This window comes from Microcoleus sp. CZ3-B2 (assembly GCF_036705055.1).
Lineage (GTDB): Bacteria > Cyanobacteriota > Cyanobacteriia > Cyanobacteriales > Microcoleaceae > Microcoleus.
Genome location: NZ_JAUBTN010000038.1, coordinates 16514 through 41445 on the forward strand (window position 1 = coordinate 16514; position 24932 = coordinate 41445).

Here is a 24932-nt window from a genome sequence, read left to right on the forward strand (position 1 = left end):
CCTGTGAGGGGCGGGGGCGGGGCTGCCGAGAGCCAAACACTCGCCAATAATGCGCGATCGAGCTACTGTAAAATCTACAACTCATCTACATTATGAATCGCCATGTCAGCCGGACGCAAACTCTACGAAGGCAAAGCCAAAATCCTCTACTCCACCGAAGAGGGCGAAATTTTGCTGACCCACTTCAAAGACGACGCTACAGCCTTTAACGCCCAGAAACGCGGCAGCATTGTGGGGAAAGGCGAAATCAACTGCGCCGTATCCGCCCACCTGTTTCGGATGCTAGAAGCCAAAGGCATACGCACCCACTTCATAGACACGCCAGCGCCCAACCAAATGCGAGTCTGCCGCGTCCGCATCTTGCCCTTAGAAGTTGTAGTCAGAAACATTGCTGCCGGTAGTCTGTGCAAACAAACCGGAATTGCGATGGGTACAATTGTCAATCCGGCGCTGGTGGAATTTTATTACAAAAACGATGATTTGGGAGACCCCCTGCTGACCCAGGGCCGACTGCAGTTAATGCAGCTAGCCACCCCGGAACAAGTAGAACAACTAGAAATCGCCGCCCGCGAAATTAACGAAATACTCAAAGAATTTTTCACCCAGTGCGGCATCACGCTGGTAGACTTCAAACTAGAATTCGGCATCGACCAACATCAAAACCTGATTCTCGCCGACGAAATCAGTCCCGACACCTGCCGCCTGTGGGACAACGCAGAAACTGACCCCGACGCGCGCGTTATGGACAAAGACAGATTCCGCCGCGACTTGGGATCGGTAGAAACCGCTTACCAGCAAGTTCTCCAGCGGGTTCTAGCTCAGAAAGTTTAGAGCACTTAACAATGCGCTACAATTGCACAGTTTGTCGCCGTTGTGCTTTTGATGAATGTCAGCGGGATCGTCTCAGTTTTGATCTTGTATTAGTGTTGTCCCCGCTTGCTGTATATATAAGCAAGCAGACAAAAGCGGGGACAGCACTGCTACAACAGGTTTTTACTCTCATTGAGATGTTCCCGATGTAATTAGTCATTGACCAATGATTAATGACCAATGATTAATGACTAATGACCAATGACCAATGACTAATGATATCAAGTCCGATCGATTACCATCACAAAAACGGATCGCGCGTGCGGAATGCGAGTCCGCGACAAAGCAAGCGTATGCCAGGACGCACGCGCGAACCCTACTGATTGCGGTTAATCTACCAGACATGATATGACCAATGACCAATGACCAATAACCAATAACCAATAACTAATAACTAATGACTAATGACCAATGACTAATGACTAATGACTAATATCGTGTGTGTGTGATTGCCCAAAAGAGTGAACAAAAATGCGCTTATCTGCTGTATTGGTGGCAGTTCTTACTGTCTCAGCAACATTCGGATTATCAAATTCGGCAAGCGGTCAAACATCCTACTCTGAATCAGCAGAGGGGACTGTGGCGGCCGTTCCTCCGGTTGGGTCGATCGAATTACCCGATCGCCCGGTTCCAGAATTAACCCAAAATCCTTCTCAAAACCCCAAAAAAGCAGCTAAAAGCAGCTTGGCCGAAGACCTCAAAATAGTGGCGGCCCCTGCCAGAGGAGAAGACGACCGCGAACCACCAAACCGAGTCACAGACTCGCCATCCCCGGTTTCGCCCCAGCTTCAACTCAAACCCGAGCTAGCATCCAACCCATCGCCAGCCCCTAGCAGTCAAAACGCGCTGCAAGAGGTACAACCAGACAGCCAACTCCCCCCTTCGGAAGTGGCAGTAACGCCTGCCTGGGTCGCAGTAGAGCCTCGGAAACAGGACGGAGCGGGGACGATCGCCCAAAACCTACAAGTTTCTCCCAGAGCGACCTCGGACGCATCCGGGGCGAGCGGTCAAAACGCCCAAATTCCCAGACCGGCCCCCACCAGACCGCCGGCAAACACAGTTCCCACATTGCCCCCTGGCCCGGCAGAATCGCAGCCCAGACCAACCCCAGCACCCGCCGAAGCGGCCGAACCGCAAGTGCTAGTTGCCGAAGTTACCGTCACCGGGGCAACGGGAGACCTAGAAACCGAGATTTACCGAGTCATCAGCACCCAACCGGGACGCACCACCAACCGCAGCCAACTGCAACAAGACATCAACGCCATTTTTGCCACGGGCTTTTTCAGAAACGTGCGGGCAGTACCGGAAGACACCCCGTTAGGCGTGCGAGTGACTTTTATCGTGCAGCCCAATCCAGTGCTGCAGAAAGTGACAATCACCGGCCAGCAAGTGCTGCCCCAAACCGTAGTTGACGAAAGCTTCGGCGATCAGTACGGCAAAATTCTCAACCTCCGCCGCTTTGAGGAGGGAGTCAAAAAAATTAATGCGTGGTATCAAGACAACGGCTATGTTTTGGGCCAAATCACAGATGCCCCGCAAGTAGCAGACGACGGCACAGTCACCTTGCAAGTGGCAGAAGGCCAGATCGAATCCGTTGATGTCCGTTTCCTGAACAAGGAAGGAGAACCAACCGATCCCACGGGTCAGCCGATTCGAGGCAACACCAAGCGCTTTGTCGTCACCCGCGAAGTAGAACTCAAGCCCGGAGATATCTTTAACCGCACCAAGGCGGAAAGGGATTTGAGACGGGTGTTTGGTTTGGGAATTTTTGAAGACGTGCGGCTTGCTTTGGAACCGGGCACGACTGATCCGCGCAAGGCCAGAGTAATTGTCAACGTCATTGAAAAAAATACCGGTTCTCTGGCGGCGGGTGCGGGTTTGAGTTCCGCTACGGGTTTGTTCGGTACGGTGAGTTACCAGCAGCAAAATGTGTTCGGTAGGAACCAGAAATTGGGGGCTGAAGTACAACTCGGGGAACGCCAAAATCTGTTTGACTTGAGTTTTACAGATCCCTGGATTGCCGGCGATCCTTACCGGACTTCTTATACGGTTAATGCGTTTAGAAGACAATCGATCAGCGTGATTTTTGATGGGGGAGAACGGGAAGTCAGATTGCCCAACAACGATCGACCCCGCATCGTCCGCACCGGTGCCGGCATCAATTTCACCCGTCCCCTGTCGCGCAATCCTTTTGCCGATTCTGAGTGGATTGCTTCACTCGGCTTGCAGTACCAGCGAGTCTCAATTACCGATCGCAAAGGCAGGCGCGAATCCGATGACGAACTCGGCAACCAGCTAAGTTTTAGCAATTCCGGCACCGACGACTTGACAACAATCCAAGCAGGTGCTGTGCGCGATCGGCGCAACGACCCCCTCCGCCCCACTAGCGGTTCCCTGCTCAGGTTTGGGATGGAACAATCCATTCCTGTAGGTTCCGGCAGCATCCTGTTCAACCGCCTGCGGGCCAGCTACAACTTTTACATACCAGTCAAGTACACCAACTTTACCCCCGGCCCTCAAACCCTGGCATTTAGTTTTAAAGGTGGCACCGTATTCGGAGATTTGCCTCCCTACGAAGCTTTTGCCTTGGGCGGTGCTAACTCGGTGCGCGGATACGACGAAGGCGAAGTAGGAGCTGGCCGCAGTTTCCTAGAAGCCAGCGTTGAGTACCGTTTCCCGATTATTTCGTTTATCGGCGGAGCGCTATTTTTGGATGCTGGCACCGATTTGGGTACGGGCAAAGATGTCCCGGGCGACCCGGCCGGTGTCCGCGGAAAGCCCGGTAGCGGTTACGGTTACGGGATCGGCGTGCGGATTCAATCTCCGTTAGGGCCGATCCGGATTGACTACGGCATCAACGACACTGGCGGCAATCAAATTCACTTTGGGATTGGTGAGCGATTCTAATTAACGAAGAGTCATTAGTCAGTGGTCATTAGTCATTGGTCATTAGTCATTAGTCATTAGTCATTGGTCATTGGTCATTGGTCATTAGTCATTAGTTAGGAGTAATCAGTAATGGGTAATTGGTAATCAGTAATGGGTAATTACTAATTCTCCCCGTCTCCCAATCTCCCCCTCTCCCCGTTTCCCCCTCTACTTTATTCCTTCTTCCTGATGACTAATGACTACTGACTAATGACTACTGACTACTAACTAATGACTACGGACTACTGACTACTGACTACTGACTACTAACTAATGACTCAAAGTACCTTAAAATCTGAATTTGAACTGTCAGGAATTGGTTTGCACAGCGGCGAGCAAACTCGCGTCCGAGTTTTGCCTGCGGCAGTTGGGGAAGGTCGCTATTTTGTCAGAATTGACTTGTCGGCCGATCGCAGAATTCCTGCAACAGTTGAGGCGGTTTGTCAGACTGCACTTTCTACTGAACTGGCAAATGCTGCGGGCGATCGAATTCGCACTGTAGAGCATTTATTAGGCGCTTTGGCGGGGATGGGAGCAGATAATGCTCGAATTGAGGTTGATGGCCCGGAACTGCCTCTGCTGGACGGTTCTGCTGAGGTTTGGGTAGAGGCGATCGCCCGTACCGGCTTGGTGTCTCAAGAATGCCAAGAAGACCCCACTGCATCGTTCGCCCTCGCCGAGCCGATTTGGGTGCGTCACGGGGATGCTTTTGTGGCGGCTTTACCGTCGGGCCAAACTCGGTTTAGCTACGGAATAGATTTTGAGGAAGAGGCGATCGGCAATCAATGGTACAGTTGGTCGCCAGAGGTAGAAAGTTTTGCCACGGCGATCGCCCCAGCCCGTACTTTTGGACTTGCTCGCCAAGTTGACCAATTGCGACAAGCAGGTTTAATCAAAGGTGGTACCCTAGATAACGCCCTCGTTTGCGATCTATCCGGCTGGCTCAACCCGCCCTTGAGATTTGCCAACGAACCGGTGCGCCATAAAATCTTAGACTTAGTAGGCGACCTCAGTCTGCTGGGAACTTGGCCAAAAGCTCACTACTTGGCTTACAAAGCCAGTCACAACCTGCACGTCCAACTTGCTCAAACGCTGAAATCTCAAACTTTGGCGGTGCTAGAGACAAGTTAGAAAAGGTTCGAGCATTCGTCACCGTTACAATTCACAAACCAAGGTGCGAACCCTTGCGTTTATCTAGCAACTGCCAAGGCAGTTAGGATATTCTTAATTGCGGAATTCATTGCAGTGAATTGCTTCTCTGGCGACATAACTAAATCATTCCTTCCATCTTCCATCTTACTGATGACGTTGGACGGAAAGCTCGGAGACGACAGCACTAATGACTAATGACTGATGACTAATGACTACTGACTACTGACTACTGACTACTGACTTCTCCCATACCACACTCACAAGTCTTCAAGTAATGTCCACGCTCACCGAAGTTAACACCCTCAACACTGCTAATTCTGAATCCGTTCCAGCCGAAAACGGTGAAGATTCTCCAGCGGTTAAATCTACTTTTACTCTGGAAGAAATTCAGAAAATATTGCCTCACCGCTATCCCCTTGCGCTGGTAGACAAGATTCTCGATTATGTGCCGGGATCGCGGGCTGTAGGAATTAAAAATGTCACTTTCAACGAACCGCATTTTCAAGGGCACTTTCCCGGAAGGCCGGTTATGCCTGGAGTCTTAATCGTTGAAGCGATGGCTCAAGTTGGCGGTATTGTTCTGGCTCAGTTACCCGACATCGAACAAGGATTGTGGATGTTTACCGGGATTGATAAGGTCAAATTCCGGCGTCAGGTTGTACCGGGCGATCGCTTGCTGATGACTGTAGAATTGCTGTGGGTAAAACGCCGCCGCTTCGCAAAAATTCAAGCTCTAGCTGAAGTGGACGGACAAAAAGTTTGTGAAGGAGAATTGATGTTTTCGATGGTAGATTAAATTTGGGAATTGGGCGGAGCGAAGCGGAGGGATTGGGCAAACAGGGCATTGGGCAAACAGGGCATTGGGCAAACAGGGCATTGGGCAAACAGGGCATTGCTGGCAAATGACTAATGACTAATGACTGATGACTACTGACTAATGACTGCTGACTAATGACTAATGACTAATGACTAATGACTAATGACAACAGCCAACAGTCAAAAGACAACGGACAACAGACAACGGACAACTAACAACTGAAAAATGCTTACTTTGATTCACCCAACTGCTGTGATTCATCCCCGCGCCGAACTGCACCCGACTGTAGAAGTGGGCGCTTATGCTGTAATTGGGGAAAGAGTGAAAATCGGGCCAGAGACTAAGATTGGCGCTCATGCAATTATCGATGGGCTAACAGAAATAGGTGCTAACAATCAAATTTTCCCCGGTGCGGCGATTGGCCTGGAACCTCAAGATTTGAAATATGAAGGTTCGCTGACTAGGGTAACAATTGGCGACAGCAATGTGATTCGGGAATACGTGACAATCAACCGCGCTACAGGAGCGGGAGAAAGCACCACAATTGGCGATCGTAATTTGTTGATGGCTTACGTTCATGTCGGTCACAATTGCGAACTCGGAGACCAGGTAATTATCGCCAACGCCGTAGCCTTGGCCGGACACGTCAAAATCGAGTCTCAAGCCAGACTGAGCGGGGTTTTGGGCGTTCACCAGTTTGTCCGCATCGGCCGCTTGTCGATGGTGGGCGGCTTGAGCAGGATCGATCGAGATGTACCTCCTTATATGCTAGTCGAGGGAAATCCTTCGAGAGTGCGAGCAATCAACAAAATAGGCCTCGAACGCGCCGGTTTAACCCCCGAAGATTTGCTAGTTTTGAAGAAAACCTTTCGGATTTTATACCATTCTGGCTACACCCTAAATCAAGCTTTGGAACAGTTGGATTTGTTGCCAGAAAATCCCCACTTGCAGCACCTGCGGAGATTTGTGCAGCAGTCTGTCAGCAAAGGGCGGCGCGGTTTAATTCCTGGTAAAAAGTGAATGGGCTAGAATAAATCTATCCACAGAGCAATGCTGGCCCTATGAATGTATATACTTCAGTCAAATCTACATTTCTTGAAACAGAACAAGATGGCTGCATCAGGTTATCAGATGTTAGCTGGGAGCAATTTGAAGCGATCGAATCAGCCTTTAAAGATATCGGCGGTGTAAAATTTTTCTATCTCGATCGCATCCTGCAACTTATGACTGTCTCGGCGGAACACGAAATCATCAAAAAAACGCTCTGTATGCTGCTAGAAGCATACATGAGAGCAAGCGGGATTCGATTTTACGGCAAGGGCGGGCCGACTCTGGGTAACAGAGAGTTGGGAGGTAGAAAAGAGCCGGATGATTCCTATGATATAGGAACTCCAAAAACAGTCCCAGATATTGCTATTGAAGTGGTAATTACCAGCGGCGGAATAGATACTTTAGAATTTTACAAACGATTGGGAGTTCGGGAAGTTTGGTTTTGGCAAAACAATCAGTTATCTCTCTACTGTTTGAGAGGTAAAAATTACGAGCAAATTACCCGCAGTACATTTCTGCCAGACCTCGATTTAGAATTACTCCTGCGCTGTGCTAATATGCCAGATCAATATGATGCTGTGACTGAGTTGTTACAACAAATTTTACCCGTTTAAAATCAGAGTTGAATTGAAAATATGAAAATTTTTATCAGCACTGGTGAGGTTTCTGGCGATTTGCAAGGAGCTTTGTTAGTTGCTGCCTTAAAACGTCATGCTGTCGCCGCTGGTTTGGATATAGAAATAACAGCTTTGGGCGGGCGGCGCATGGCGGAAGCTGGCGCTACTATTTTAGGCGATACTGTCAGTATTGGTTCTATGGGTCTTATAGAATCTGTGCCGTATATTTGGCCGACAATCCAAGTTCAGCAAAAAGCTAAACAATATCTAAAAAAATTTCCCCCGGATGTGGTTGTATTGATTGATTATTTGACTCCAAATCTCGGTATTGGTAGCTACATTCGCCGCTGTTTGCCAAATTTGCCCGTGGTTTGGTATATCGCACCTCAAGAATGGGTTTGGTCGATTTCTCCTCGCAATACAAATCTGATTGTCAGTATTGCCGATCGCATTTTGGCGATTTTCCCCGAGGAAGCGAGTTATTATCGGGAAAAAGGAGCCGAAGTGAGTTGGGTAGGTCATCCTTTGGTGGATAGAATGCAATCTGCGCCCTGTCGGGAAGTTGCCCGCAAAATGTTGGGAATTGCGCCGGAACAGGTGTCAGTGGCTCTAATTCCGGCTTCTAGACAGCAAGAACTAAAGTACCTGATGCCGGTTATATTTGAGGCTGCTCAAATTATTCAAGCTAAATTTCCCGAGGTTCATTTTTGGATTCCCCTTGCTAACCAAGCTTTCGGCAGTAAAATAGCAGAGGCCATCGAGAATTACGGTTTGCGGGCTACTTTGTTGGAAAATCAAACTCTGGAACTTTTGGCTGCTGCCGATATGGCTATTACTAAATCTGGTACTGTTAATTTGGAGCTGGCTTTGCTCGATGTTCCGCAAGTTGTCGTCTACCGCGTCAGTCGGATTACGGCGATGATTGCTCGCCACGTGCTGAAATTTTCGATTCCTTTTATGTCTCCGCCGAATTTGGTGCAAATGAAGCCCATCGTCCCGGAGTTGCTGCAAGACGATGCTACTGTGGAAAATATCGTCAAACACGCACTGGAATTGCTGCAAAATGCCGATCGACGCCAGCAAATGAAAGCGGGCTATCGCCAAATGCGGGAAAGTCTCGGAGATTTGGGGGTTTGCGATCGCGCGGCTGCCGAAATCGTCAACAATGTTAAATTAAAGACAGCAAATTAAAGCAATTTTATAATTGAAATGTTATGTCAAGCAATCGGAAAAAGCGACCGATCGCTGTTGATTTATTTGCAGGCGCGGGCGGCATGACTCTCGGCTTTGAACAAGCAGGTTTTGATGTACTTGCTTCCGTCGAAATTGACCCAATTCACTGCGCTACACACGAGTTTAATTTCCCGATGTGTTCTATTTTGTGCAAAGATGTCGCACAGCTAACAGGAGCGGAAATTAGGAACAAATCTGCGATCGGCAAGCGGGAGATAGACGTAGTAATCAGCGGTTCGCCCTGTCAAGGATTCTCGCTGATGGGAAAGCGCGACGTAGATGACCCGCGAAATTCTCTGATTTTTCACTTTCTACGCTTAGTTTTGGAATTGAAACCGAAGTTTTTTGTCATGGAAAATGTGCCGGGAATTGTGGCCGGCAAACACAAGGAACTTTTGAATCTTTTAATTAGCTCTTTTGGGGAATCGGGATATCAAGTAGAAGAAAATTATCAAGTTCTGAATGCCGCTCACTACGGAGTGCCACAAGCTCGCAAACGATTGTTTTTGATTGGGTGCAAAAAAGACTTTGAGCTGCCAAAATATCCTCAGCCAACGACTATGCTACCGAAAAAGAAACTTCCTAAACGCTATAAAAAAATTAATTTACCTGCTGTTCCGACTGTTTGGGATGCGATTGGAGATTTGCCGGAAGTGGAAAAGTACAGCGAGTTGCTGCACCGAGATTGGGTAGTGGCAGAGTACGGAAATTGCAGCAGCGATTACGCGAGTTTTTTGCGCGGATTCGATGATTTTGAAAATGATTATGGTTACGATCGCCAGTACGATCGACAAATCCTCTCTTCGAGTCGGCGCACAAAACATTCTCTCGAATGTATGGAAAGATTTGCAGCCTCCGCCTACGGCGAAAAAGAGCCGATCAGCCGTTTTTACAAGCTGCACCCCGACGGAGTTTGCAACACTCTCAGGGCTGGAACCGACAGGGCGAGGGGCGCTTATACTTCGCCAAGGCCGATTCACCCGATCGTCCCTCGGTGCATTACAGTCAGAGAAGCTGCGCGGCTGCATTCCTATCCTGACTGGTTTAGATTTCACGTCACCAAATGGCACGGTTTCCGCCAAGTCGGAAACTCTGTACCGCCGCTATTAGCGAAAGCCGTAGCTGCACAGATTATTGGCGCTTTGGGCCTGAAAGCAATTAAGCCTAGTGTCAAGTTTCCAGTTGGAAATGATTCCTTGCTTAAACTAAATTGGTTAGAAGCGGAACAATATTATTTATCGCGTTTGTAGCGAGGACGAACAACCTTGGCCCCGAACAATATGATCTCAAGTTCGGCTAAATATAGCAATCCTCGCATCAGTTGTGTGATTTTTGTAGGGACAATCCCCCCGCGAAGAGCTCCGATCCGTGGGGCTAGGCACTCTTAGCACTACCCTACATATTTTACGAACCATTTGAGCCAGCGCTATCAAAACCCGGATATTCGAGCACTTACCAGATTTTGAAAATCGGCCGGGAAAAATTTTTGATAAATTTCGCTGAGTTTTGCAACAATTACGAGATTCTTTGGCAATTCTAGAGCTATCTTTGTAAAAAGTGTATTTTCAGGAGACTACTATGGGTTGGTTTAAAAGACTGTTCGGACTCGAAAAGCCTGCACCCCAGGCTGAACCGATGGCACAAGTAGTACAGCAAGCAGCCCAATCGCAATCCATCGCTCCTGCTAAAGTCGGCCCAGACGGAAATTTTGACGAAAGCGGCTTGGCGAAGCGGGTAGCTTTGGCTTTTGACGGCGATTCAGAAGTTGCTGATATCGAGACGGTGTGGGTTGCTCAGCTCAGCAGCACGGTTGTTCTCAAAGGTCAAGTTCCCAGTCAGGAAATTCTCGACAAGTTAGTGGCGATCGCCTCTGCTGAAGAAGGTGCCACAGCAGTCCAAACGGATCAAGTGACAGTCGGGTAGTTCTTCCCAACCGCAGCAGTTTTGCTCTTGATGTCCGTCGAAGGACTCAAAAGCTCGATTAAACCCGCTGTTGCGGGTTTTTTCCTGCTCTTTGGGTTTCACAATATTAATTTATGTAAACTAACGCATTTTTCTTAAAGAACCGTATAATTGAATACAGAAAGTAAAAATTTTTTACGTACAAAAATCACACCAGACCTGACTGCTCTTTTTATCTGAATATAAGGATCGAAAAAAATGCAACTCACTTATCGCGGCGCAAACTACGAATACGACATTCCCACAGTCGATATGATTGAAGGCCAAGCCGCAGGCAAATATAGGGGTCAAGACTGGAACTATCGGTATCCCAGACACATCCCCGTCCCCCAAAAATACGGGGGCGCAAACTCTACCACAAACCGAGATGTTCAAGCCCTGCGGGATGTCGCAGCAGCTAGCAGCCCAGCGGCGGTTCAATCTTCCCCAACAGTTGCGGAAGTGGCGCAAGTCCAGCGGAGGCATATTTGCAGTATTCTCGATCGCAGACAGCAAGTAGCCAAAGCCAAAGGCGACGAAAGATTGATGCGCTTGCTAGAAATTGAGTGGAAGCAAATGGCTTGTTAGCAAATAGCCTCACAAAACAAAGCATTTGTCAACAGGAGGAAATCGAAAGCAACTTGATTTCCCCCATCTTCTCATACACAACTTTTCACCTAAGTCAAGTACAAATAAACCAATTTCTATCACCCCTTAACGCAAACCACTTGCTTCAGAGTCGCCACAACTTCCACCAAATCCGACTGCTGACTCATCACCTCATCAATGGACTTATAAGCCCCCGGAATTTCATCTAAAAATTGCTCATCTTTGCGGCACTCAACCCCCTCAGTCTGCCGCACAAAATCATCAAGAGTAAATACATTTTTCGCCTTAGTGCGAGACATCAACCGCCCAGCGCCGTGACTGCAACTGCAGTAACTTTCAACATTTCCCTTCCCTTTAACAATAAAAGACTTCGCCCCCATCGAACCCGGAATAATCCCGTAATCCTCTACATCCGCCCGCACAGCACCCTTGCGAGTAACATACACATCTTCCCCAAAATGCACCTCTTTTTCCGCATAATTGTGGTGGCAATTCACCTCTAATAACGGCTTAACAGATTTGCCACCCGCAACGTGCTTTTCCACAATTCGCTTAAACCGATTCATCATCACATCGCGATTAAAACGAGCATAATCTTGCGCCCACTGCAAATCGTGCCAGTAAGCAGCAAACTCCGGCGTACCCGCCACAAAATAAGCCAAATCTTTGTCAGCCAGATTAATTTCTGCCAGTTTAGCTAAATCTTTAGCAGTCTCGATATGCTGCTGTGCGAGCAAATTTCCAATGCCGCGGGAACCTGAATGCAGCATCAGCCAAACAAAGTTTTCAGTATCGACGCAAACCTCAATAAAATGATTGCCGCCGCCGAGGGAACCCAATTGTTTTAAGGCTTTATTATCTTGGTGCTGCACGCCTTGATGAAGCTCCTTAAATTCTCCCCATCCTTGCCAATTAGTAACAGTTGTTTCTACTTCCTTGTTTTCGGAAAATCCCACGGGAATTGCGGCTTCGATATCGAGGCGAATTTGTTTAAGTTTACCTTCTAATTTGTTGGCGGTGAATGGCATTTTAATGGCAGCCATCCCGCAACCAATATCAACGCCCACAGCAGCCGGAACAATCGCTTCTTTTGTGGCAATTACTGAACCGACTAAAGCACCTTTTCCTAAATGTACATCGGGCATTAGTGCGACGTGTTTGAATACAAAGGGCAAAGATGCGACATTGGCGGCCATCTTGGTTTCTTTTTCGCCTAGGGCGTGATTTGCCCAAGATAATACTGGTTTTGGGGTTGATATTTCTAATTTTTCGTAGGGCATTTTGGTTTAAGTTTCTTCTGCTAATTTGCGTGTAGTACATATTGTAACATATAAAGTTATGATGTCAAATACACCTGACAGACTAATTCTCGTAGGGTGCGTCATATCAATTCCGGTTTCATGAGCGAGATGATAGGCAACGGAGGACACGGCAATGCCGTTTCCCTACTCCAAAATAATCATCAGCACGACCTCAGAGATTTAACTATCGCCCGATTAATTGTAGGGAAACGGCACTGCCGTGTCCTGATTGTGGGTAATGTTAATTCCGATGCCACCGGATTTGATATCAGTCGCGTTAGGGGCGGGCAGGATGCCCAACCCCTACTCCCCACAATAAAACTGATTCTTTCTTTGTGGAACAGGCCGGAAAGCCTGTTATTGAAAATTGAAAATCCTTAAGAAATGCCTAAAGATTGAATGAATAATTTACTGTAGGGTGCGGATTCTTGTACCTTCGCCAAGGAACCAAACAGCTCTTTTCCCCCGAAGATAACTAATGTCTTCTGTTTAGAGTCAGGCTTTTGACTCGGCAGTTGTGAGTGAACGGAAATAATCCTATCTGAATCAAATCGATAAAAACAGTCCAAGTCGCTGCAAAGCCCTTCTTCAACATCCTTGAGAGTAGGATAAAGTTCTTGAGAAGGACGCGGTTCATGACCGCTTAAAATCAGTTCATCTGATATCTCCATTTTTTCAATATCGATTAGGTACATTCTCCCATTACCAGTGTTAATTAGAAGGCGATCGTCCGATAGGTAGCACATAGAGTAATCAAAACTATCATCCGAATCAGGCCAAGGCCATTGGCATTGACCGAGGAGATTGCAGTCAGGAAAACTGAACCGACTGAGTTCTCTATTAGAATCATCGAGTACCAAAAATTCGCTACCTACGGGGTGAAATACTGGAGGAGTTGTGTCCGCCAAACACGCAACCTCTACAGCATGAATCTTGATACCATCATCATAAAGCCAATAGACTTGCTGTCCGTCCTGACCGGCAGCAGCCCAAATAGCTAAAATTTGATTTTCCGGGTGCGGGTGAAACGAGAAGGAACTCCATCCAAAAGGGTCTTCGAGCAAAAGTTGTCGCTGGATTTGCCACGAACTGGTATCGCGAATTTGAATCTCGACTTCCTTGCCTTCAATTAATTTCATGCACCAAAAACGCACGCCGTCTGCATCAAACCAGCAATCCTGAAATCCATTCTCGTTATCCAAATAATGCTTAACAGGAGGATTAGGTAGCTTTTGTTCGTACACTAGCTGGTTTTCTGATGTCACAATTGCTAAATGATTGCCATTTGCCATAATTGCTGCCAGCAAATCGCCTTTGGGACTAATGGCTAAACAGCTAATTTCGTCGGGAAGCTGGTATTCGTATTTTGGCGACAAGTTGCGATCGACTAAAGTAACTTTTTTGCGATCGCCACTGACAATCGTCGCCCACTCGGAATTAATGGGTTGATTTATATATGAGAACGACCAGTCAATTTGTCTTTCATATTTTGGTAAAATCAGCATAAAGATATTTAGATATGCTGCGTAGATAGACTCTATTTTAACTGAAACCTTGCAGCATTTATCGTAGGGTGCGTCAGTCGGAAATTTAGATCGGGAGTCAGAGAATGTTTGCTGACGCACCTTACCGACTAATTCTCGGCGCGTTAACTTAACATCAAATGCAGTACCGGTATTGTTTGTAAATCCGACATTCCGACAGGGAATGAATTCCCTGTCTCATAGCAAAAGTCCTCTAAAAGAGGACTGATATCAATTCCGTTAGCATCGGAATGATATAAATGGAGGACACGGCACTGCCGTGTCCCTACAATTGATCGTGGTAGGGACACGGCACTGCCGTGTCCTCTATATCATTCCGGTGCAGCCGGAATTGATATGAAATAGATCGTATTTTTCCATCAAAATCTACAGTCGGTTAAAAACCGACTTTCGCTATGAGGCGGGGGTTTAAACCCCTGCCGGATTGGGGGAAAGCGCGTATTTGCTGGCACTCAATCCTATAAATTCGCATTCTTTCTCGCCGCCTTCTGCACAGGAATAGCCACCGTCTGCGGTTTCTTATTCCCTGCAAACATCCCGAAGAAATCGTGCAGCAAAATGTAAAAACACGGAATAATAAACAGCGTCAGCAGCGTCGCCAGCGACAAACCGGAAAACACCACCACACCCAGCGGTTGCAAGAATTCCGAACCGTCTCCAATGCCCAAAGCTAGGGGAAATAAACCCAAAACTGTCGTAATAGTTGTCATCAAAATCGGACGCAAGCGCTGAGGTGCTGCCCTGAGAATTGCTGTGGCGCGATCGACCTTTTCATCTTCCAGAATTTGGTTCGCCAATTCCACCATAATAATCGCATTATTTACCACAATTCCCACCAGCAAAATCGCTCCCACAATCACCGTTGCGCCGATCGCAGTTTTAGTCGCATACAGCCCGAAAATCCCCCCAGCCAAAGCCAGCGGCACCGTTAACATAATCACCAGCGGATCGACAAGCGAATTGTACTGCACCGCCATCACCACAAATACTAAAAACGCCGCCAAAGAGCCCAAAACAATCAGCGAACTTTGCAATTCCCGGTTAGTTTCTGCCGCCGAACTAGGTATCACTCGCACTCCCGGCGGCAATTTGATTTCGGACAAAACTGCATCTACTTGTTTCAAAGCATCGCCCAAACTCGCGCCCTTATTAATATTCCCAGCAATCAGGAAAACTTGGCGCTGGTTAAGCCTTTGAATTTCCCCAGGCGCTTTTCCCAGTTCAATATTCGCCACATCGCTCAAGCGGATAATGCTGTTATCCCTAGCAGTTAAAGGGATAAATTTTAGTGCAGAAATCGATTGGACAGAAGCGCGATCGAACTGTACCCGCACATCAACCAAACGGTTTCCCCGCTGCAATTGCGTGGGAACAGAACCTTGAATTGCTGTCTGAATCGCCTCTCCAATTTGCCTCGCATTCAACCCGTAGATTTCTGCTTGTTCCCAGTTGGGGCGAATCTGCACTTCCGGCTGCTGCGGGTCTGCATCCGGGCGAAAAGTAGCTAAATTTACCTTCTCATCCAAAGTTGCCAATATCTCGCGGCCGGCTTGCTGCAATATTTGTTCGTTTTCGCCCTGAAGCAGAACATCAACTTCAGCGCCGCGCACTGGCGAATTAGTTAAAACCAAACCCCGCACATTTTCTGGATTCAGACGCAAACGAGTATTTTTGGGCAAATCAATTTTTTTATTCAATTCTTGCGTAACTCGCTGCACAAAATCCAATGTATTGGTGCCAGGTTTCAGCGAAATATTGCAGCCGCCGCGCAGCACATTCTCACTCGTACTGTTGCCGAACAACAGCCCGCCCACGGTCGTCAAAGTGTATTGAGTTTCTGGTTGGCTGAGGATAATTTTATCCGCTTCGGCCATGATTCTTTGGTTGGTTGCTAAATTTGTGCCTGCAGGAAACAAGGCAAACAATCTCGCTTGACCGGTATTAATTCTGGGCAATATTTCCTGGGGGATTTGACCGGCCATCAGCCAACTGCCGCCGCCCAATCCAATAATCGCTACTGCAATTATAATCAACCGCCACCGCACTATGCCCGATAAAAATTTACCGTAGCCGGCGGTAGCATTGGTAAAAGCTCGATCGAATGCGCGCAGCGGCCAAAAGTTGCTCAAACCGCTGGATACCCGCAGCGCTAGCAGCCGAGAAGCCATCATCGGTACAACTGTCAATCCGACAATCAGAGAGGCGGCGACGGAAAAGGTGATGGTGAGAATTAATTCGTTGAAAAGTAAGGAAACTAAGCCACCTATTAGCAAAAATGGCAGTACGGCAACTAAGTTAGTAATGGTGGAAGCAAATAAAGCTGATTCTAATTCTTGGCTGCTTTTTTCTGCTTGCTGCATCAACTGCTTGTTACTTAAGCGCTGCTTGCCATTGGCACTGTTTTTATTGCTTGTTCCTTCGACAATATTCTCCAGCATGACGATCGAGTTATCGACCACAATTCCCACACCCAGCGCCAAACCGCCCAAACTGAAAACGTTCAGAGATAGGCCAAAAACTCCCATCAGAATAATCGCCATTAAAGTTGCGAGGGGAATTGCTAGGACAATAATCAAAGTTTGGCGAAGGGAAGCGAGGAAAAGCAATACAGATGCCCCGGCTAAAACAGCCCCGGTTAAACCCGAAAATAGGACGTTGCTAATAGAATCGCGGATGAACTTAGACTCGTCGAAGGTATTGACGATAGTCGTGCCTTCGGGAATTGCCCCGGATTCTTTTAATTCTTCTAGCCGCTTTTTGATGCCGTCTACAACTGAGATTGTATTCGCGTCGGGCTGCTTTTGAATGCTAATTTTTACGGCTGATTTCTGATTGAGAAATACTTTAACTCGTTCTTCTTCTGTACCGTCAATTACCTGAGCAAAATCGCGCAAAAACACTCGTTTTGGCGGATTGGAACCCGATGCTTGAAAAGAAATTTCCTGAATTTCTTTCGCATTCTGAAAGCGCCCGACGGTGCGGGTTAAAGGTTCTGCTGCTTCTTGCCGCAGCCGTCCGCCGGAAGTGTCTAGGTTGCGGGCTTCGAGGGCTGATAAAACGTCGGAAATACTGACCCCTAAAGATTGCAAGCGATTTAAGTCAATATTTACTTGAATTTCTTCTTGCACGCCGCCGGCAACGTCAATTGCTGCTATTCCAGGAATTACGTTTAATTCCCTGGATAATTCTTCGTCGGCAAATACGCGCAAATCAACTCCTTGCAAGGACTCGGAAGTGAGGGCAAATTCGTAAATCGGCTGCTGGGAAGGGTCAACTTTGAAGAGAGTGGGCGATTCAACTGTATCGGGAAGTCGGTTGCGGATGCGGTTGACAGCGGCGGTGGCGTCGTTGAGGGCCTGGTCGATGTTGCCCCCGGGTTTGAAGAATAAATCGACGCTGACTTGTCCTTCGCGGGTGCGCGAGAAAACTTGCATGACGCCTTCAGTGGCGGAAAGTCCTTGTTCGAGGGGGCGAGTAACTTCGTCTATTGCTACTTCTGGGGAGACTCCGGGGGCGTTTAAGCGCACGCCGATGCGGGGATAGGTGATGGATGGTAGCAAGTCAACGGGCAGTTGGGTGATGTAGAAAAAGCCCACGATTATAATAGCAAGTGTCAGCATGAGGGTGCCGATGTGGCGGCGAATTGAGAGGCTGCTGATGCTGAATCCGGGTTTATCGGCGCTCATTTGATTTTAGATTTTAGATTTTAGATTTGAATTTACTGCGTCATATCAATTCCGGTTGCACCGTCAGGTGACTGTTGACTGTTAACTGTTGACTGTTGAGAGTTGACTCGATTTTATTATTCCGATGCAACCGGAAACGATATCAGTCAGCCTGCGAAGGAATGAGTTGGGGGGATTGCAACCAAATTATTTGTATCAAGCTTTATTTTTGATCGGGAACGATCGAGTATTTAGACTTCGCATTTTGCCATTATAATAAATTATAATAAATTTTCAATAAAATTTATTAAATATTTCTTGAGAGGTAGTCGATCGCCCGCAATCAAGATTTGCTAAAGTTGCGATCGACTGACAACTGACAACTGTCAACTGATATCAAGTACGATCGATTGACCATAATATCCTGGCAAGGGCGGGTTTATGAGATGATTGGTTTTAGGCCAGAAGTGTTGGTAAAACTAGCCGCTTGTATTTACAGTCTTATTTCTACTAACCAATGACCAATGACCAATGACCAATGACTACTGCACTTGACTGCCGTGGGTGCGGGGGTCGGAGCTACTTGTTTTCACTGGCCCTGTGGGGGGAGTAAAATCAGAAACTTGACCTGTTGCTTGAGCGTGAGGCAGGGGTTTTCCGGCAATCAAAGCTTCTAAATTAGCTTCCATAATACTGCGCGGCATTTCGCCGATCGTTTCAGCAACTCTGCTGCCTTTATCGTTCAAATAGACAAAGTGCGGTATGCCGTCTACTCGATATTTGGTGATTTCTGGCAGCCATTTAGTGTTGTCTACATTCAGCATGACAAAATTCATCGGTTCGGCATATTTGTCTTTGATTGTGCTCAAATCGCTAGCCATTGCCTGACAGCTACCGCACCAATCAGCATAAAATTCCATGAATGTTGGCTTGCCGTTTGTTAAGGCTGTTTCCAGCGGTACGGATGTTTTTGCCATTTCGGTGAGACTACTTGATGGCGCTTGAGTTCGCAATCCCAACAATACAGATACTGACAGGGCGATCGCTGCTAACACTATCAATAAGTTTCTGACGCGCGCGGCGGTGGTCATGTCGGATTTTTTTGGTTCGTTGGCAGCAGTTGAGTTTGGAGAATTGAGATTCATAAAATAAAGGGCGATGTTATTTTTATGTTTTTTTTAATAACCGCTTCAAATTTTACCACATTTTGAGATGCTCTGCTAAATTTGAGATAAAATTTGCCTGATACCAATAATTAAATTACGTGTACGTGCGATCGAACATAATATAAGAAAGATTGTGTTTGTAGATTACCGAGGTAAAAGTGAAAAAACGGGTAACGCTGACGTTTCCCCAACGATCGATCCAAATGCCTGTCACCTACCGACTGGCAAAGGATTTTAATGTTGCAGCCAACATTATCCGCGCTCAGGTGGCTCCGAATCAAGTGGGCAAACTGGTGCTAGAGTTATCGGGGGACATCGACCAACTAGAAGCGGCGATCGACTGGATGCGATCGCAAAATATCGGCGTTTCCCTCGCCAGCAGGGAAATCCTTATAGATGAAGATATCTGCGTTCACTGCGGCCTGTGCACGGGGGTATGCCCCACGCAAGCCTTGACCCTAGACCCAGAAAGCTTTAAACTAACCTTTGCTCGATCGCGCTGTATTGTTTGCGAGCAGTGCATCCCTACTTGTCCGGTGCAAGCTATTTCTACTAACCTCTAGGCCGGCGGCGAACTTCTCGGTGCAAGTCGATGGCACAATTGAAGAATGGAAGAATGAGAGATTTTCTGGCAGCTTGCGATGTGGAAACTTGAACTTTAGTCTAAAATTTGGGAATCGACCGTTAGTCCTGTCGGGGACTTCCGTTTTTGGGCGGGGTCGTCTTTTTTGCATGGTTTCCCTAATCTTTTCATCAACATGAAAAAAAACTATTCGCTTTCCCTAACCCTACTTTTTGTTACCTATTTCATTTTTGGCTGGAAATTATCTGAGTTTGATGTTCCCCCGCACCTGACTTGGTTTTTCGCCGTAGCCGCTGTTTTAGTGTTAGCTATAGCTTTGTCGTTCCCGCTCAAGAGAATAAAAAAAAATATTATGCGGTGGATTTCGAGTGATGCCGGAGCTTTTATTTCGATTATTGTAGGAGCTCTTTTGGCAGTTATAGTTTTTACTTGGATGCACCTTTTTGTAACTGGTTTAGTCTTAACTTCAGCCGGAGCTTTGGCAAGATTAGACATTCAATTATTTGGCCACCACAGATGGCGGACTTTTGTGATATTAACTGCTGTTTCTATGAGTGGTTTGGGGTTGGGCGGAGGGATAGAATTTTTGGCAAAAACAGGCCAGCTCGTATTACCTTAATCGGGAAGGGGAAATTCACCCAACCAAATTCTACAATTAATTGGCAGCGGATATTTAGCTGAAAACTATGCGATCGCCCTTGAAGAAATATAGCTCTGGTTTTTTCAAAACCTTACCTCTGACCGATCGCCCCATCGGCGCAATTATAGCAGTTTTCCATCTTCGCGATGTTGTGTCCGGTCGGATCGCGCGTGTGGCGGAATGCGAGTCCGCACGCGCGATCCGTTTTTGTTACGATCGTGCGATCGCCCTAGGATATCACGTACAGATGCTCTATGACCGATTTTTGCTCAATAAAAAAGCAGCTTTCGGGAGCTGCTCGTCAGAATGCATGAGGTATTATTTTTAGAATAGGACAAGTTGAAGTCGATCGATCTCAGGTTACATTTTTTGATACAGGAGAATTGATGAGTGAATGGACGATCGTGAAATCGTCACATAGGAGGATAGCATTGATGCTAAATTTTCCGATAATCAGGTTAGCGTTTAACTGTCCTTGCGCCCTACAGCCCGACCGCGGTGGGGCCATTTTATTTTTTGGCACAACTCACACCATTTTCGCATTCAAAATTGATAATGCGTGATGATATAAAACTTAAGCCCCACATCCGCTCAAATCCGCTTCATATCAATTCCGGTTGCACTCATACATGATGTTAACTGTTAACTGTTAACTGTTAACTGTTAACTGTCAACTTACTATTCCGATGAAGAGAGGATTTGATATAGCGGATATCAAAAAAGTGAGGTATACCCTATGCCCTATGCCCACGGAGGCCTATGCCCTATGCCCACGGAGGCCTATGCCCTATACCGGATAGTACCTCCTATGAGAGCAAAGAAAGGCTATATCATTCCCAAACATTCTGCAGTTAAACGGACACAATCAGACAAAAATCAGTATTTTTACGGTATTCAAAAGTCCTCAGAAACCTGATTGTTTTACCATAAACCAGGTTTCTGAATGTATCAATTGATATCGGGTTTTGTTTCGGGTTTGATAATTTTTTTGATTTCCTCGATCGCGCGACGGGCCACTTCTTCAGGCTTTTCGCCTCCACTGGTGGAAACTCGGACATCTGCTCCAGCGTAGAAACGCTCTCGTTCGTTTAAAATGTTTTGCAGCTTAGATTTGAGATCGCCCTCCCGCAGTAGGGGGCGAGTGCTGTCCGAGCTCAGTCGATCGCACAATCTATCTACAGGTACATCCAGCCACACCACTATACCGTAGTGCAAATGACCCCAATTTGTCGGTCGCGTCACAATGCCGCCGCCCGTAGCCACGATCGAATTTTTATAAGCAGACAATTCGGCGAGCACCTTAGCTTCTAATTCCCGAAAAGCCTCTTCCCCTTCGCGATCGAAAATCTCAGCAATTGACTGATTCGCAACTCGAACAATGAGCTCATCAGTATCAAAAAAACGGTATTTTAATTCCCTTGCTAAAATCCGCCCCACCGTCGTTTTTCCCGAACCCATCATCCCGACGAGATAGACATTAACTCCCCTCAACAAATCCACCGCCAAATCCTCCCTATTTTTATTTGACTATTTTTTCAAATTAATCGGCCCGCCGCTGGGTGGCGAGTCCTCATCAAATACATCATCCTCATCCAATCCCCAATCATCCTCTGATTCTGCACTAGGATTTTGAGGTAATTTCGCGTCACCCGATTGAAGTATGGTGTCTTGCGGTGGAACCACCACCCGATACTCCGCATCGTAGATAGACTCAGTTTTCCCCACCCCAGATTGATTCGGATCTCGATAGCCGTAAGAGTATACCGACCCAGCCCAAGACTTACTTTTCGGTTCTTGTTTCGTTTCGTAATCCCTCGGATTTGCCCCTGCAACGTCATTTACCTGCGGTCGATCGGCAAAATCGCGATCGTCCCCCCAATCATCATCGCTGCCGTCAGAACCGGATTTTGAGCCATCAGAAACCCAATCATCCTCATCGTCTGTGGCTCGATCGATTCCAAGTCGATCGTCATCCTTCGCAGGCCGAGGGTTAGGAATTTCTTGCTGGAAAGTCTGGGCGCTGTAACCCGCCGGTGTCCCGTACTGAGTTCGATAGGAAGTTTGGCTATTTTCCGTATCAAAATCCGGGTCAATCTCCTGTTTTCTGGGAGGGGGAGGCGCGGCGTAAGCTGTTCTCCTGTCTGCTGAGACAGCATCACGGCTGGGAATGTCGCGGCCGGTGCGGTTTTCCCTTTGAGATAGGTAATTGGAAAAAGCCAGCATACCAGAAATAAATAAAGACGTGACAGCACCCGCCGCCATGCCGAGCAAAATCCAGATAGATAAGGGTAATGCGGGCGATCGAATTCCGAGAAATACCAGCGATAAAACCGGCTCCACATTTTGCAAGGCAAAAATAGTTAGCCCTACCACAATTACTAGCAATAATATAGGACGCATATCAATAATATTGGTTATTGGTTATTGGTTATTGGTTATTGGTTATTGGTTATTGGTTAGTGGTTAGTGGTTATTGGTTATTGGTTGTTGGTTAGTGATTAGTGGTTATTGGTTATTGGGAATTGACTAATGACTAATGACTAATGACTAATGACTAATGACTAATGACTAATGACCAATGACTAATGACTAATGACTAATGACTCCCTTCTTCTTCCTTCCAGCGTTTGAGAGGAACGCAATCAATTCCTAACTGGTCTAAAGCGCGAGCCACTACAAAGTCTACCAAATCTTCAATAGTTTGAGGATTGTGATACCAAGCGGGAATCGCTGGCACAATTCTAGCCCCTGCTTCGGCTAAGGTAGTCAAATTTCGCAGGTGAATCAAGCTAAAAGGAGTTTCTCTAGGTACAAGTACCAATTTTCTCCCTTCCTTAAGCTGAACGTCGGCCGCTCTTTCGAGCAAATCCGAGCTCAATCCGGCGGCTAACTTGCCTAGTGTACTCATGCTACAGGGAATAATCATCATTCCTTGGGTGCGAAAGGAGCCGCTAGCAATATTAGCACCAACATCTTGCCACGGATGGCAGCGAAGTTTGCCAGAATTGGGTACTCCTGCTTTTTCCCGCCAGAATTCTTCTTGAAGCGTCGGTTCTGCGGGCATTCGGATGTTCTGTTCGCTTTGCCAAACCATGTAGGTAGATTTTGATGCTACCAGTTCCACGGCGCGATCGGCTTCCAAGAGATATTTTAATGTTCGCACCGCGTAAATCAGTCCCGATGCTCCAGTCACTCCTACAATTAGAGGTTGGGCGGGGACTGAAACAGAATTAGTCATGGGCAATTATCCAGGAATAAGCTCACTAATTATATCGCGATCGAATAACCCCCATGCTGTCGGCTCGATATTACTTATCTACTTCTTCCTTCTTGCTTCTCTTTTCTTCCTTCGCGTGCTTCGTGTCTTCGCGGTTCAACAATACTAATTCTTCCAGCACAAAAGCACTAAAGTTAGCAATGTCGCCTTACTCCTGAATATTTTTTGGCTTAATTTTATCTACAATCAACCACAAGCCATATCCAGCCAGCAGACAGATGATTGGCATAATAGCAAGGCGAAACCTATGGCTGCCAACTATCCCACCTGATACAGTCAGGAAGTAGACAGCGACGCTGACAAGCGTAATCATTGACCAATTATTCAGGAATCTCTTTGATAGTAATGCTATAGCTGCACTTAAAAGATATACGCCTGAGAATAATGACAGGCTTAAATTAGTCCAAAATATGATAGAGCTGTATCGATCGAGATTTTGATATGAAGGAGTGATCGATCGATCGAACCGCCCCACGAATAATGGTACATATCGGTTGGCTGGGGTCTGAACTAAAGTCGCGAACATTCCTTTTAAATGGATTATTGAGTAAGTGAAAGGCTGACTCAAAATCATCTTTTTTCCTTCTTTACCCATGTAACGGTAAATTTTAGCCTGACTCCACTCTCGCTGTTCAGGATGAAGCATAAAATATTTCTCGTGTTTAGTACACCCCAATTGTTCGTGGCTATCTTCAAACTCTATTCTTTTTTGATCGGCGATTAAAGCAGCTCCATTATAGCAATATAAGTTGTAATCAGAAACAGCAGCAAATCCAGAATATCCTGCTTTTACATAGTTTCTAATTTGCCAAATACCAAGGCTACCCATCGACACGATCAAAAAAATACAGGTATGAATAATTAAAAGTTTCCTTGCCTGCATTTTTTTTAAATTCCAGACTAGGAGGATAGCAGTTATCAGAAAAGGCAAATAATATCCGATAGGTCTGACATAAATAGATGCTGCTAAAGTCATAGCTGCCAAAGCTAGGTGTTTTCCTGACTTATTCTTGAAGTATTCTAACAGCAGCTTCAAAAACAAAGTTAATAAAGTTGTATGTAAAGTCTCAGACATTAAAAAAGCTGACCTGAGTATTGGTAAGGGTTCAATGGCATATAGTAAAGCACATACAATGGCAATTTCATCTTTTTTAAAGAGGAGTAAAGCAATTTTGTATATCAGATATACAGTCAAACAATCTAGAATTATTTGAATAAAAACAGTCACATTTCCCACATAGCCTAGTAATATTCCGGGGATTAGTAGTAAAGGATAGCCAGGAGTGCGAAATAGTTCTGGTTGATTATCAATGTTTAAAAACTGACCGAATTCTATGAGCTTATTTGCAGGGATTATGAAGGACAATGTATCACCTCGATTAAACATTTCTAAATTTTGGGTAATACTCAAAGCTAAAACAGGCAGTAACAATCTCATCAATAATGCGACTAACAGCAATGAAAAAATGGTAAATTTAGGCCGGAATTTTTTGGTATTTTTTATCATCTTAACAATTACCTATTTTCAATTGTAAAATT

The 24932-nt window shown here is 46.5% G+C and carries 22 protein-coding genes; 14 read left to right on the forward strand and 8 right to left on the reverse strand.

Features of this window, described 5'->3' with window-relative positions; genetic code table 11:
• The first annotated feature begins 102 nt into the window (after nt 1-102).
• From purC to QUA97_RS17540, 10 genes are all read left to right on the forward strand, one after another.
• The gene (gene purC / locus QUA97_RS17495) at nt 103-831 is read left to right on the forward strand and encodes a phosphoribosylaminoimidazolesuccinocarboxamide synthase (RefSeq protein WP_333092722.1); all 729 of its coding nucleotides are present in this window, start codon (nt 103-105) and stop codon (nt 829-831) included.
• Between the two features lie 510 nt (nt 832-1341).
• Nucleotides 1342-3777, forward strand: coding sequence for a BamA/TamA family outer membrane protein (locus QUA97_RS17500; protein ID WP_333195339.1), 2436 nt, complete (start codon nt 1342-1344; stop codon nt 3775-3777).
• Nucleotides 3778-4071: 294 nt separating this feature from the next.
• Complete coding sequence (gene lpxC / locus QUA97_RS17505) at nt 4072-4929, forward strand: UDP-3-O-acyl-N-acetylglucosamine deacetylase (RefSeq protein ID WP_333195341.1); 858 nt, start codon at nt 4072-4074, stop codon at nt 4927-4929.
• 295 nt (nt 4930-5224) lie between these two features.
• The gene (fabZ, locus tag QUA97_RS17510; RefSeq protein WP_194008348.1) at nt 5225-5746 is read left to right on the forward strand and encodes a 3-hydroxyacyl-ACP dehydratase FabZ; all 522 of its coding nucleotides are present in this window, start codon (nt 5225-5227) and stop codon (nt 5744-5746) included.
• Nucleotides 5747-5992: 246 nt separating this feature from the next.
• On the forward strand, nt 5993-6787 hold the full coding sequence (gene lpxA / locus QUA97_RS17515; RefSeq protein WP_194069583.1) for an acyl-ACP--UDP-N-acetylglucosamine O-acyltransferase: 795 nt from the start codon (nt 5993-5995) through the stop codon (nt 6785-6787).
• A gap of 41 nt (nt 6788-6828) precedes the next feature.
• Nucleotides 6829-7431: a Uma2 family endonuclease gene (locus tag QUA97_RS17520; RefSeq protein WP_194069585.1), complete on the forward strand. Its 603-nt coding sequence runs from the start codon at nt 6829-6831 to the stop codon at nt 7429-7431.
• 21 nt (nt 7432-7452) lie between these two features.
• Nucleotides 7453-8625 (forward strand): lipid-A-disaccharide synthase, encoded by a 1173-nt coding sequence (lpxB, locus tag QUA97_RS17525; RefSeq protein WP_333195345.1) that lies wholly within the window; start codon nt 7453-7455, stop codon nt 8623-8625.
• Nucleotides 8626-8648: 23 nt separating this feature from the next.
• Nucleotides 8649-9917: a DNA cytosine methyltransferase gene (locus tag QUA97_RS17530; protein WP_333195346.1), complete on the forward strand. Its 1269-nt coding sequence runs from the start codon at nt 8649-8651 to the stop codon at nt 9915-9917.
• Between the two features lie 328 nt (nt 9918-10245).
• Nucleotides 10246-10590 (forward strand): BON domain-containing protein, encoded by a 345-nt coding sequence (locus tag QUA97_RS17535; RefSeq protein ID WP_194008353.1) that lies wholly within the window; start codon nt 10246-10248, stop codon nt 10588-10590.
• A 237-nt stretch (nt 10591-10827) separates the two neighbouring features.
• Nucleotides 10828-11196: a DUF4278 domain-containing protein gene (locus QUA97_RS17540; RefSeq protein WP_333195347.1), complete on the forward strand. Its 369-nt coding sequence runs from the start codon at nt 10828-10830 to the stop codon at nt 11194-11196.
• Between the two features lie 119 nt (nt 11197-11315).
• Here the strand turns inward: QUA97_RS17540 and QUA97_RS17545 are convergent, their stop codons facing one another.
• A complete protein-coding gene (locus QUA97_RS17545) occupies nt 11316-12497 on the reverse strand; it encodes an RtcB family protein (RefSeq protein WP_333195349.1) in 1182 nt (393 codons plus the stop codon).
• A 120-nt stretch (nt 12498-12617) separates the two neighbouring features.
• Between QUA97_RS17545 and QUA97_RS17550 the strand changes: the two genes are divergently transcribed.
• Complete coding sequence (locus QUA97_RS17550) at nt 12618-12899, forward strand: hypothetical protein (protein WP_194069594.1); 282 nt, start codon at nt 12618-12620, stop codon at nt 12897-12899.
• Here QUA97_RS17550 and QUA97_RS17555 read toward each other — a convergent pair.
• The 3 genes from QUA97_RS17555 to QUA97_RS17565 all read right to left on the reverse strand — a co-directional run bounded on the left by QUA97_RS17555 (nt 12896) and on the right by QUA97_RS17565 (nt 18872).
• Complete coding sequence (locus QUA97_RS17555; protein ID WP_333195351.1) at nt 12896-14023, reverse strand: hypothetical protein; 1128 nt, start codon at nt 14021-14023, stop codon at nt 12896-12898. The two genes, QUA97_RS17550 and QUA97_RS17555, sit on opposite strands and share 4 nt — an antisense overlap.
• Before the next feature lie 497 nt (nt 14024-14520).
• Nucleotides 14521-17748, reverse strand: coding sequence for an efflux RND transporter permease subunit (locus QUA97_RS17560; protein WP_333195353.1), 3228 nt, complete (start codon nt 17746-17748; stop codon nt 14521-14523).
• A gap of 521 nt (nt 17749-18269) precedes the next feature.
• The gene (locus QUA97_RS17565; protein ID WP_194069600.1) at nt 18270-18872 is read right to left on the reverse strand and encodes a thioredoxin family protein; all 603 of its coding nucleotides are present in this window, start codon (nt 18870-18872) and stop codon (nt 18270-18272) included.
• Nucleotides 18873-19051: 179 nt separating this feature from the next.
• Between QUA97_RS17565 and QUA97_RS17570 the strand changes: the two genes are divergently transcribed.
• The 3 genes from QUA97_RS17570 (at nt 19052) to QUA97_RS17580 (ending at nt 20444) form a co-directional block, all read left to right on the forward strand.
• The gene (locus tag QUA97_RS17570) at nt 19052-19456 is read left to right on the forward strand and encodes an NIL domain-containing protein (RefSeq protein ID WP_193976335.1); all 405 of its coding nucleotides are present in this window, start codon (nt 19052-19054) and stop codon (nt 19454-19456) included.
• A 195-nt stretch (nt 19457-19651) separates the two neighbouring features.
• The gene (locus QUA97_RS17575) at nt 19652-20095 is read left to right on the forward strand and encodes a hypothetical protein (protein WP_194069602.1); all 444 of its coding nucleotides are present in this window, start codon (nt 19652-19654) and stop codon (nt 20093-20095) included.
• A 67-nt stretch (nt 20096-20162) separates the two neighbouring features.
• Nucleotides 20163-20444 carry a hypothetical protein gene (locus tag QUA97_RS17580; protein WP_194069604.1) on the forward strand — a complete coding sequence of 94 codons (282 nt, stop codon included), beginning with the start codon at nt 20163-20165 and terminating at the stop codon, nt 20442-20444.
• Nucleotides 20445-21064: 620 nt separating this feature from the next.
• Here QUA97_RS17580 and QUA97_RS17585 read toward each other — a convergent pair.
• The 4 genes from QUA97_RS17585 to QUA97_RS17600 all read right to left on the reverse strand — a co-directional run bounded on the left by QUA97_RS17585 (nt 21065) and on the right by QUA97_RS17600 (nt 24900).
• Nucleotides 21065-21616: a shikimate kinase gene (locus QUA97_RS17585; RefSeq protein ID WP_194069605.1), complete on the reverse strand. Its 552-nt coding sequence runs from the start codon at nt 21614-21616 to the stop codon at nt 21065-21067.
• A gap of 27 nt (nt 21617-21643) precedes the next feature.
• Complete coding sequence (locus QUA97_RS17590) at nt 21644-22516, reverse strand: LapA family protein (protein ID WP_333195356.1); 873 nt, start codon at nt 22514-22516, stop codon at nt 21644-21646.
• Nucleotides 22517-22712: 196 nt separating this feature from the next.
• Nucleotides 22713-23354: a flavin prenyltransferase UbiX gene (locus QUA97_RS17595; RefSeq protein WP_333195358.1), complete on the reverse strand. Its 642-nt coding sequence runs from the start codon at nt 23352-23354 to the stop codon at nt 22713-22715.
• A gap of 187 nt (nt 23355-23541) precedes the next feature.
• A complete protein-coding gene (locus QUA97_RS17600; protein WP_333195359.1) occupies nt 23542-24900 on the reverse strand; it encodes a glycosyltransferase family 39 protein in 1359 nt (452 codons plus the stop codon).
• Nucleotides 24901-24932: the final 32 nt, after the last annotated feature.

Bases quoted from the DNA above. Each gene is read 5' to 3' on its own strand.
- purC (WP_333092722.1), top strand. From the start codon at position 103: ATGTCAGCCGGACGCAAACTCTACGAAGGCAAAGCCAAAATCCTCTAC.
- QUA97_RS17500 (WP_333195339.1), top strand. From the start codon at position 1,342: ATGCGCTTATCTGCTGTATTGGTGGCAGTTCTTACTGTCTCAGCAACA.
- lpxC (WP_333195341.1), top strand. From the start codon at position 4,072: ATGACTCAAAGTACCTTAAAATCTGAATTTGAACTGTCAGGAATTGGT.
- fabZ (WP_194008348.1), top strand. From the start codon at position 5,225: ATGTCCACGCTCACCGAAGTTAACACCCTCAACACTGCTAATTCTGAA.
- lpxA (WP_194069583.1), top strand. From the start codon at position 5,993: ATGCTTACTTTGATTCACCCAACTGCTGTGATTCATCCCCGCGCCGAA.
- QUA97_RS17520 (WP_194069585.1), top strand. From the start codon at position 6,829: ATGAATGTATATACTTCAGTCAAATCTACATTTCTTGAAACAGAACAA.
- lpxB (WP_333195345.1), top strand. From the start codon at position 7,453: ATGAAAATTTTTATCAGCACTGGTGAGGTTTCTGGCGATTTGCAAGGA.
- QUA97_RS17530 (WP_333195346.1), top strand. From the start codon at position 8,649: ATGTCAAGCAATCGGAAAAAGCGACCGATCGCTGTTGATTTATTTGCA.
- QUA97_RS17535 (WP_194008353.1), top strand. From the start codon at position 10,246: ATGGGTTGGTTTAAAAGACTGTTCGGACTCGAAAAGCCTGCACCCCAG.
- QUA97_RS17540 (WP_333195347.1), top strand. From the start codon at position 10,828: ATGCAACTCACTTATCGCGGCGCAAACTACGAATACGACATTCCCACA.
- QUA97_RS17545 (WP_333195349.1), bottom strand. From the start codon at position 12,497: ATGCCCTACGAAAAATTAGAAATATCAACCCCAAAACCAGTATTATCT.
- QUA97_RS17550 (WP_194069594.1), top strand. From the start codon at position 12,618: ATGAGCGAGATGATAGGCAACGGAGGACACGGCAATGCCGTTTCCCTA.
- QUA97_RS17555 (WP_333195351.1), bottom strand. From the start codon at position 14,023: ATGCTGATTTTACCAAAATATGAAAGACAAATTGACTGGTCGTTCTCA.
- QUA97_RS17560 (WP_333195353.1), bottom strand. From the start codon at position 17,748: ATGAGCGCCGATAAACCCGGATTCAGCATCAGCAGCCTCTCAATTCGC.
- QUA97_RS17565 (WP_194069600.1), bottom strand. From the start codon at position 18,872: ATGAATCTCAATTCTCCAAACTCAACTGCTGCCAACGAACCAAAAAAA.
- QUA97_RS17575 (WP_194069602.1), top strand. From the start codon at position 19,652: ATGAAAAAAAACTATTCGCTTTCCCTAACCCTACTTTTTGTTACCTAT.
- QUA97_RS17580 (WP_194069604.1), top strand. From the start codon at position 20,163: ATGCGATCGCCCTTGAAGAAATATAGCTCTGGTTTTTTCAAAACCTTA.
- QUA97_RS17590 (WP_333195356.1), bottom strand. From the start codon at position 22,516: ATGCGTCCTATATTATTGCTAGTAATTGTGGTAGGGCTAACTATTTTT.
- QUA97_RS17595 (WP_333195358.1), bottom strand. From the start codon at position 23,354: ATGACTAATTCTGTTTCAGTCCCCGCCCAACCTCTAATTGTAGGAGTG.
- QUA97_RS17600 (WP_333195359.1), bottom strand. From the start codon at position 24,900: ATGATAAAAAATACCAAAAAATTCCGGCCTAAATTTACCATTTTTTCA.